General features: G+C 62.3%; 7 protein-coding genes and 1 pseudogene. 7 read left to right on the top strand and 1 reads right to left on the bottom strand.

The annotated features are described in order from the left end of the window. Positions 1–349: 349 nt before the first annotated feature. Positions 350–829 carry a hypothetical protein gene (locus ACT54L_RS24665; RefSeq protein ID WP_476088313.1) on the bottom strand — a complete coding sequence of 160 codons (480 nt, stop codon included), beginning with the start codon at positions 827–829 and terminating at the stop codon, positions 350–352. 63 nt (positions 830–892) lie between these two features. Here ACT54L_RS24665 and ACT54L_RS24660 point away from each other — a divergent pair. From ACT54L_RS24660 to ACT54L_RS24630, 7 genes and pseudogenes are all read left to right on the top strand, one after another. After that, positions 893–1236 (top strand): annotated as a pseudogene (locus ACT54L_RS24660) (transposase); the annotation flags it as partial. Between the two features lie 58 nt (positions 1237–1294). Continuing rightward, a complete protein-coding gene (locus ACT54L_RS24655; RefSeq protein ID WP_476088312.1) occupies positions 1295–1621 on the top strand; it encodes a terminase small subunit in 327 nt (108 codons plus the stop codon). A 269-nt stretch (positions 1622–1890) separates the two neighbouring features. Continuing rightward, positions 1891–5292: a type I restriction-modification system endonuclease gene (gene hsdR, locus ACT54L_RS24650; RefSeq protein WP_476088311.1), complete on the top strand. Its 3402-nt coding sequence runs from the start codon at positions 1891–1893 to the stop codon at positions 5290–5292. A 77-nt stretch (positions 5293–5369) separates the two neighbouring features. Further along, positions 5370–6905 (top strand): class I SAM-dependent DNA methyltransferase, encoded by a 1536-nt coding sequence (locus tag ACT54L_RS24645; RefSeq protein WP_476088310.1) that lies wholly within the window; start codon positions 5370–5372, stop codon positions 6903–6905. Then, positions 6902–8227, top strand: coding sequence for a restriction endonuclease subunit S (locus tag ACT54L_RS24640; protein ID WP_476088309.1), 1326 nt, complete (start codon positions 6902–6904; stop codon positions 8225–8227). The genes ACT54L_RS24645 and ACT54L_RS24640 overlap by 4 nt, the downstream gene beginning before the upstream one ends. 114 nt (positions 8228–8341) lie before the next feature. Further along, positions 8342–8830 (top strand): hypothetical protein, encoded by a 489-nt coding sequence (locus ACT54L_RS24635; RefSeq protein ID WP_476088308.1) that lies wholly within the window; start codon positions 8342–8344, stop codon positions 8828–8830. Further along, a complete protein-coding gene (locus ACT54L_RS24630; protein WP_476088307.1) occupies positions 8827–9753 on the top strand; it encodes a restriction endonuclease in 927 nt (308 codons plus the stop codon). Before ACT54L_RS24635 ends, ACT54L_RS24630 begins: the two co-directional genes overlap by 4 nt. Positions 9754–9771: the final 18 nt, after the last annotated feature.

The raw sequence follows: 9771 nt of genomic DNA, 5'->3' as shown, positions 1-9771 counted from the left end.
CCTCCGTCGTTGCATTCCCGCTCTCCAGTCCCGTTGATCACCTTATCTCGGTGTCCACGAAACCGGCAGCAGGCCACATCCGCCATTTCGCGAGGTTCCGAACCAACCGGAAGCGCTGAGGCAAGGTCGATCAGTTTCTCTACCGCTTGAAAGATCGGACTGCTGCGCCGAATACTCTTGCTGATATTGGAATCCCATGGCTGCCCCTGGGGAAATCCAGGGGAATCCAGAATGCTTGCGTTTGTTATCGTTCATATTTTGTTCTATGAAAAGACCTATGACTGACTCAAACGCATCGATGACGTTACCGGCACCCGCACCACCGGAGTTGGCGGGAGGGGCCGGATACTCATTTGAAGACGCAGTTGCGGCATTCTATCTCGTAGCGTTGCTCGGCGAGCAATCCAGCCCTGGATTGCTGCATTTCACCGTTACGCGGGTAGCCGTTCAGCAAACGACTCAGGGTGAGCCGCTCGACGATCTTGTTGTCGATGGCGTTCGCACCGACGGCATGCAGGCTCGCCTGCGCTTGCAGACCAAGCGCTCTCTTACCGTTGGTGCCACCGCAGGGGGTGATTTCCGCGATATTGTTTTGCGCGCTTGGGCGACGGTGGAAAAGCCGGACTTCCGCGAGGATGTCGATCGTGTGGGCGCGGCGACAGGGTCTATCACCGAGAGTACAAGGCGAGCCCTGGTTGAGATCTGCGAGTGGGCGCGGGCAAGTGAGTCGGCAGCAACCTTCTTTGCGCGGTTCGCCGCGAAAGGGGTTGCGGGTGCTGATCGCCAGCGGGTCCTGAAGGTTTTTCGCGACATTCTCGACGGTGGACATGACGTTGCCCCTTCCACCTAATCCAGCTTGAAGTTCGTTCTGGCCCAATGAGAGGACCAGAACATGAGGCGCAGCCGCTTCACCGAGGAGCAGATCATCGGGATCCTGAAGGAGCACGAGGCCGGGGTGCCGGTCTCGGACCTGTGTCGCAAGCACGGGGTCAGCGACGCCAGCATCTACAAGTGGAAGGCCAGCTTCGGCGGCATGGAGGTGTCCGAGGCCAAGCGGCTGCGGGCGCTGGAGGATGAGAATGCCAAGCTGAAGCGCATGCTCGCTGATGCCATGCTGGACAACGTGGCGCTGAAGGATCTCTTGGGAAAGAAGTGGTGACGCCCGCTGCCGAGCGCATCCGCGCAGGTTACAGCCGGCGAACCGCGCGCCAGATGGGAGCCGAGAACCTGTCAAAACCTTACATCGCTCAGGCGATCGCCGAAGCGATGGAACGCCGAGCGGAGGCAGCGGGGGGTGGAAGCGATCCGCGTCTTGCGGGAACTGGCCCGCATCGCGTTTGCGGATATCGGGCAGCTCTTTGACGCAGAAGGGAAATTGAAACCCTTAAACCTGCTCGATCCCGATGACCGTGCAGCTATCCGCTCCCTGCAAATCACGATGCGCGAGGCGGACGACGGAACGCTCGAGCGCAAGATCGCGGTGCAGATCTGGGACAAGCTCTCCGCCCTCGAAAAACTGGCGCGGCACTTGGGATTGTTCTCGACACATGCGCGAGACCAAGAGAAATCAGCCAATCCCGTGCAGGTATTGCTCTCGGAATTTCAGAACCATGACCGATAAGGGGCCCCATATGGGCCTTCGCGGAATTCGGACCTATTGCGCATCACTCTGAGGTTGGCCACCGCTTCGATCCTCTAGGCGGCAAGCGATAGGCCCCAGGGCGTCGGCATCCAGTTCGGAAGAGCCCATTGAACGCATGATTGAGGCATTATGGGCTCTCCGCACCCTCGGGTCGCAGAGGCATGAAATCTAACTCCAATCCAGTTTGCGGGGATCAGATCAATTCTCTACTGTCTTCCGCTAGGAACGATCGGGGCGCAGCGTTGTCGGTGAACTTCGACCATTTACGGGAGATCAGCCCCGAGCTGCATCGCCTCGGAATTCTCGCCGAGCGCTTTTTTGCTGAGGACGCCAACACCTCCCTGATCAAGAGCCGTCAGTTCGGCGAATATATGGTCAAGGAGATCGCGGCGCGCGCAGGCGTCTATGACCCCACCGCGCGGGAGACAACGAACGATCTTCTACGGCACCTGACGACGCAGCAAATTGTGCCGCGCGAGGTCGCGGACGTTTTCCATGCCGTGCGCAAAAGGGGTAACGCGGCCGCCCATAGCCTAGCCGGTTCGCCTGCGGAGGCGCTGTCCGCGCTCAAATTCTGCCGCGCTCTTGGCGTTTGGTATCGGCGCACCTATGGGCGTGATCCGGGTTTCAAGCCAGGTCCTTTTGTCCCGCCACGGGCATCTGCGGAAGTCGATAAGGCCACGCAGGCCGAGCTAGCCGCGTTAAGGGCAGAGGCCCAGGAAGCGGCGGAAAAGCTAGCCGCCGCCCATGCTTCCGCCGATGAACTGGCAAAGGCCCGGGCTGCCGCCGAGGAGCTGGCGAGGCAGGCGGCGGCAGATAGCGCGATCTGGGAAAGGACGGCCGTCGAGGCGGAGGCTAATCAAGCGGCCTTGGCGCGGAAGCTTGCCGAACTGCAGAAGGCGGCCGAGGCCCAGCCTGAACTGGTGCAGATGCAGTTCAGGCAGGCAGGCCAGCACGCCGCAAGCCGGCTGGAGCTTGATGAACGCCAGACGCGCCGCCTGATCGATGTCCAGCTTGGAGAGGCCGGCTGGGAGGCGGACAGTGATGACCTGACCTACCAGAAGGGCGCGCGACCCGAAGAGAACCGCAACCGGGCCATCGCCGAATGGCCCGCCGAGGGCGGCCGTGCGGATTATGCCCTCTTCATCGGTCTGACCTGTGTCGGCGTCATCGAGGCGAAGCGCGAGAGCGCTGACGTACCATCAACGCTCCATCAGGCCGAACGCTATGCCCGCAAGCTTGTGCTGGAGCACGACCATATCCACCGGCACGGCCCGTGGAAGCACGGTTTGGACGATCCGTTCCGCGTGCCTTTCGTCTTCGCCACCAACGGACGGCCTTATGTGCGCCAGTGGCTCACGAAATCCGGGATCTGGTACCGCGACGTCCGGCGAGCGACGAACCACGCCATTGCCATGACCAGTTGGTTTTCACCGAAGGACCTTCTGGCGAAGCTGGCGACGGACGTCGACACCGCGGCGGAAGGGCTCGCCGAGGAAGGCTTCGGCAAGGGCAAGATGCGCCCCTATCAGGAAGATGCGATCGCAGAGATCGAAGATGCCGTGGTTGCAGGGCAGCGGGACATTCTCGTGTCCATGGCCACCGGCACCGGCAAGACGCGCACGGCTATCGCGCTGATGTATCGCCTGCTGAAGCACAAGCGCTTCCGCCGCATCCTCTTCCTCGTCGATCGCAAGGCGCTCGGCAAGCAGACGAGCGATGCCCTGGAAACCACCGAGATCGAGGGCATGCTCAACTTCGCCCAGATCTATAAGGTGGCGGGGCTGGAGCAGAAGCTGCCAGAGGACGAGGATCAGGTGCAGGTCGCGACCGTCCAGTCGCTCATCGCCCGCGTCCTCAACGAGCCGGACCCTGCCAAGCGGCCGACGCCGGGAACCTTCGACTGCATCATCGTGGACGAGGCCCATCGTGGCTACACGCTGGATGCGGAGCTGCGCGAGAGCGACATCGGTTTCCGAAACATCGACGACTACCAGTCCGCCTACCGCCAGATCCTCGACTACTTTGATGCCGTGAAGGTGGCGCTCACGGCGACGCCCGCGCTGCACACCCGCGAGATCTTCGGCCATCCAGTTTTCCATTATGGCTATCGACAGGCGGTGGTCGAAGGCTATCTGAACGATCACCTGCCTCCGAAGCGCATCACCACTGCACTGTCTGAAGCCGGGATCCATTTCGATGGCGGTGAGGAAGTGGAGATCATCGATCGCCGAACGGGCCAGGTGGATCTCTTCGAGCTCCCCGACGATGTCTCGCTGGATTACGACCTCGCCGATTTCAACAAACGCGTCTATTCAGAATCCTTCAACCGCATTGTCTGCCGGGCCATCGCCACCGAGATCCCCCCGTCCAAGCCGGGCAAGACGCTGATCTTCGCGGCGCGCGACACCCATGCAGATGACATCGTGCGCCTGCTCGAGAACGAACTGAAGGAGGAGTACGGCGCGGAAGCTGTGCCCCACGGCATGGTCATGAAGATCACCGGTACCGTCGAAAAGGCCGATGACCTGATCCTCAAGTTCAAGAACGACCCTTATCCGAAATATGTCGTCACCGTGGATCTGCTCACCACCGGGGTGGACATCCCCTCCATCTGCAATCTCGTCTTCGTCCGCCGGGTGAAAAGTCGCATCCTCTATGACCAGATGATCGGCCGAGCCACGCGTCTTTGCCCGGAGATTGGCAAGGAGCATTTCCGCATCTTCGATGCCGTCAATCTCTATGCCGAATTGCAGGAGATGACGGACATGCGCCCCGTCGTCGTCAAGCCGGACATCGCGCTGGGCCAGCTTGTTACCGATCTGCAGAAGGCAGAAACGGAGGAGGACAAGAGCTGGGTCGCCGGCCAGGTGGTCGTGCGCATGCGGGCGATGGTGAAGCGCATGGATGCCGAGACGCGCGAAAGCTTCGAGCGTCACACCGGCGAAAGCCCGGACATGGCCCTGCAGCGGCTCTCCACCCGCTCCGGCGCCGAGCTCCAGGCCTGGCTCGCCGCCCATCCGCGCGCCGTGGACCTGTTGGAGCGCCGCCCGGCGCGCGCCAACAGGAATGATGGCGTCGTCATCTCCAACCATGAGGACGAGCTGCTCCGCATCGAGGAGATCTTCGGCAAGAACACGACGCCGGAGGACTACATCACCGGCTTCGAGCGTTTCGTGCGCGAGAACATGAACCGCGTGCCGGCGTTGATTGCCGTGACCCAACGCCCGCGGGATCTCACCCGCAAGGAATTGTCGGAGCTGGCGGGGCTGCTGGACGAAGAGAATTATTCCGAAGCCATGCTGCGGGCCGCCTATGGCCGCGCGCGCAATGCGGACATCGCCGCCCATATCATCGGCTTCGTCCGACAGGCCGCCCTTGGCGATCCGCTGGTGCCCTATGCCACCCGCGTGGACAAGGCGATCGCCAAGATGGAGGCATCCCGGCCCTGGACGCAGAAGCAGAAGGAATGGCTGCGCCGCATCGGCCGGGCGCTCAAGGACAAGCCCGTGGCCGACCCCACCTTGCTCGACCAGGGCGCGTTTGCCGACAAGGGAGGCTTCCAGCGCATCTCGCAGGAATTTGACGGCGCGCTCGATGAGGTTCTGCACGCCTTCAACGAGGCCATCTGGGCACCGCCGGCCGCCTGAGACGCCCCGCACATTGACCAACACCCTGCGCCCGCTACAAGCGCAGTCACGATCCCTGATCCTCAGAGACTCATGCCATGAACGCCAATGCCATCGTCCAGAAACTCTGGCGCCTCTGCACGGTCTTGCGCAAGGATGGCATCACCTACCAGCAATATGTCACCGAACTGACCTACCTCTTGTTCCTCAAGATGATGGCCGAGCGCAACCGCGAGACGGGCACCTTGCCGAAGGGCATGCGCTGGGCGGATCTGGTGGCGGCGAACGGGCTCTCCAAGCTGGAGCATTATCGCAACGTCCTCGTGACCCTCGGCGCCACCAGCACGCGCATCGGCAAGGAGGATGCGCTGGTGCGACCGCCGGGCGAGACCGCGACGCCGGAGGAGCGCAAGCGCTATGCCGATGCCCGGCCGCTGCCGGACATGGTGCAGAAGATTTTCGACAGCGCCTCAACCATCATCCGCGAGCCGCAGAACCTGACCACGCTGGTCACGGCCATCGACGAGCTGGACTGGTTCTCCGAGGAGCGCGACCAGTTCGGCGATCTCTATGAAGGCCTGCTGCAGAAGAACGCGGAGGAAACCAAGCGCGGCGCGGGGCAATATTTCACCCCCCGCGTGCTCATCGAGCTTCTGGTGCGCCTTATGCAGCCGCAGCCTGGCGAGGTGATCCAGGATCCCGCCGCCGGCACCGGCGGCTTCCTCATCGCCGCCGACCGCTACATGCGCGCCAACACGGGCGATTATTTCGACCTGAGCGAGAAGGAACAGGCCTTCCAGAAGCGCGAGGCCATTCACGGCATGGAGAACGTGGCGGGCACGCTGCGCCTGCTGCTGATGAATCTCTATCTGCACAATATCGACGGGGACCATGTGGACCTCGGCGATACGCTCTCCGACAAGGGCAAGACACTGGGCCGGGCCAACCTCATCCTCACCAATCCGCCCTTCGGCCCGGCGGGCGGGGCGCCCACGCGGGATGACCTGTCCGTCACCGCCACCGTCTCGTCCTATCAGCTTCCCTTCGTTGAACATTGCATCCGCGCGCTGCAGCCCGGTGGCCGCGCCGCCATCGTGGTGCCGGACAATGTGCTGTTCGAGGATGGGCGCGGCCGGGAATTGCGCCGGATGATGATGGACTGGTGCGACCTGCACACCATCCTGCGCCTGCCCACCGGCATCTTCTATGCGCAGGGCGTGAAGACCAACGTCATTTTCCTGACGCGGGCCAAGACCGAGACGGGCAACACCAAGGCCGTCTGGATCTACGACCTGCGCGCCCAGATGCCCAAATTCGGCAAGACCACGCCGCTGACGGCGGCCCATTTCGAAGGCTTTGAACGGGCCTTCGGCACGAGCCCCCATGGCGCGAAGCGCGGCCCAGATGAAGGCGAGGCCGGCCGCTGGCGCAAATTCACCCGCGCCGAGATCGCCGCCCGCAGCGACAATCTCGACCTCTCCTGGCTGCGCGAGGCGGAGGACGAGGCGGAAGAAGGCTTGATCGAACTTGACGATATCGCTGCCGCCATCCTCGGCCATCTGCAGGCCGCGACGCTGGAGATCGAGGCGCTGATGGCGGAACTGGGGGATGAGCTTGTGGAGGCGGCGGAATGAGTGGGCTGCCGAAGGGATGGGTTGAGGCGACGCTTGGGGAAATCACGACAAAAATCGGGAGCGGCGCCACTCCAACAGGAGGTGAACAATCATATAAGCCTTCAGGCATCCCGCTTGTCCGCTCCCTCAACGTTCACTTTGATGGAGTTCGATCGGAAGGTCTGGCTTTCCTGGACGAACGGCAGGCTGCAAAGCTGGATAACGTTATCGTTGAGGCAGAGGATGTTCTGCTCAACATCACGGGCGCCTCCATCGGACGCGTGGCGGTTGCGCCAAATGCATACGCCGGTGCAAGGGTCAATCAACACGTCAGCATTATTCGCCTCGCTCAAGGCGTTCTGCCGCGATACGTCCGTGGTTTCCTGGCATCCCCTGTCGCGCAAGAATTCATAACGCGCGAAAATTACGGTGCTACACGGCAGGCGCTTACCAAGTCGATGATTGAGGATTTTGCGTTTCCCCTCCCCCCCTTGGCCGAGCAAAAGCGCATCGTGGCCAAGCTGGATGCGCTGAACGCGAAATCCGCCCGCGCCCGCACCGAACTCGCCCGCATCGAAACCCTCGTCTCCCGCTACAAACAGGCCATGCTCAGCAAGGCGTTTAGCGGGGAGTTGGGCCGCAAGGAGTTGAGTGAACTTGTGGTTCGCATCAAAGCCGGAAAGAACCTGCGTTGCGAAGAAAGACCGCCACATTCCGATGAAAAAGGCGTTGTGAAGGTGAGCGCGGTAACATGGGGGGAATTTCGCCCAGATCAGTCGAAGACGCTTCCGTCAGATTTTGACCCCGAAGAGGACACCCGCATAAAGTCGGGGGATTTTCTGTTTTCCCGAGCGAACACCATCGATTTGGTAGGCGCTGTGGTCATCGTGGCAGATACACCGGACAACCTGTACCTGAGCGACAAAATCCTCAGACTTGAGTTCCGCGAGCCGGTGGACACGTGGCTACTATGGTATTTTCGATCGCCCATGGGGCGTGAGGCCCTTATGAACATTTCGTCTGGCAATCAGCTTTCCATGCGAAACATCGGTCAGAAAAGTCTCCTGTCCCTTTCCATTCCGTATGCGGACTTTGAATTGCGTGACGAAATCGTCCGCCGCATCGAATCCGCCTTCGCCAAGATTGACCGGTTGGCGAAAGAGGCGAAGCGCGCGCTGGAACTGGTGGGCAAGCTGGAGGAGGCGATCCTCACCAAGGCCTTCCGCGGCGAACTGGTGCCGCAAGATGAGACCGACGAGCCCGCCGACCGCCTGCTCGCTCGGATCCGCGCCGAACGGGAGGCGGCACCGAAGGCCCGGCGCGGGCGGCGCGCAAAGGCATGAGGGTATCTCTGCGCGCCCTGCGGGGTGGACTGCAAACCGCGTTCTCTTTGGGGAAGCCCCCCCCTATCATCGCAGCCTGTTGCTCAAGAAAGGCGCGGGGAGGATGACCACAGCATGAAACCCGTCAGCGAATGGGACAACAAGCAACTGGCCACCCTGATTGAGAATTATCAACGCCAGGGCAAGGTGGGCGACGCCTATTATCTGGACCTCCTCTCCGAGATGGCCCGCCGCAAGGGAAGCGGGCTTAATTTCGACAAGACCTTCCGCGCGGTGCTGAAGGCCGCGAGGGAACGCCGGTTCCTGTCGTATAAGCAGCTTGCGGATGAAAGCGGAGTGGAATGGTCCAAGGTGCGCTATGCGGCCGGCCAGCACCTGGGGGATCTCCTCGAATTCGCGCATCGCAAGGGCTGGCCGCTGCTCAGCGCCATCGTCGTGAACCAGCAGAACCTGGAACACGGCCATATGGAGCCTTCGACCCTCAAGGGCTTCTGCGAGGCGGCCCGCGCGCTGGGCTACGTGGTCACCGACCAGGAAACGTTTCTGAAGGACCAGCAGAACCGGGTCTTCGAATGGGCCGCGACATCTGCGGGGGACCGATGACCATTCCCGACTACCAGACCCTCATGCTTCCCGTCCTGCGCCTCGCCGCCGAGAGCGAGACACGGGTGGCCGACGTTGCGGAGCGCATCGCCGATGATCTGGGCCTGACGCAGGAGGAGCGCGAGGAGCTTCTGCCAAGCGGCCGCCAGCGCGTGCTGCACAATCGCATCCATTGGGCAAAGTTCTACATGGGCAAGGCCGGGCTCATTGGCTCGCCTGCCCGCGGCAGGTTTGTGGCGACCGCCAAGGGCAAGGCCTTGCTGGCAACGGCGCCGGAGCGGATCGACGTGGCGCGCCTGATGCAGGAGCCGGAGTTCCGCGAGTTCTACAGAAATGAGGGCACGCCGGCCCAACAGGACGGCACCATCACCACGCTGCCGGACACAGCCTCCCCCCGCACGACGCCGGAAGAACAGATCGATGCCGCCCACGCGGCCCTGCAAGCCGTCCTGCGCGACGAGCTGCTTCAGCGCATCCTCGCCAACAGTCCGGCCTTTTTCGAGCAACTGATCGTCGATCTCTTGGTGGCCATGGGCTATGGCGGCAGCCACAAGGACGCCGCCGCCCAGCTCGGCCGTTCGGGTGATGGCGGTGTCGACGGCATCGTCAACGAAGACCGCCTTGGGCTCGATCGCATCTATGTCCAGGCCAAGCGCTATGCGCCCGGCAACCCCGTTGGTCGCCCGGATGTGAATGGGTTCGTCGGCAGCCTCGTCGGCCTCGGCGCCACCAAGGGCGTCTTCGTCACCACCTCCACCTTCAGCCAACCGGCGCGCGACTATGTTCGGCACCTAGCCCAGCGGGTGATCCTCATCGATGGCCAGGAACTGGCCGAGCTGATGATCGAGCACGGCGTCGGCGTCCGCAGCTATCGCACGGTCGAATTCAAGCGGCTGGATGAGGATTTCTTCAGCGAGGAATAGCAGGGGCTGGGCTGGACG

The organism is Aquabacter sp. DMC10, assembly GCF_056314145.1.
The sequence above is the reverse complement of the archived record's forward strand: the minus strand, read 5'-3'. Positions and strand labels throughout refer to the sequence as shown.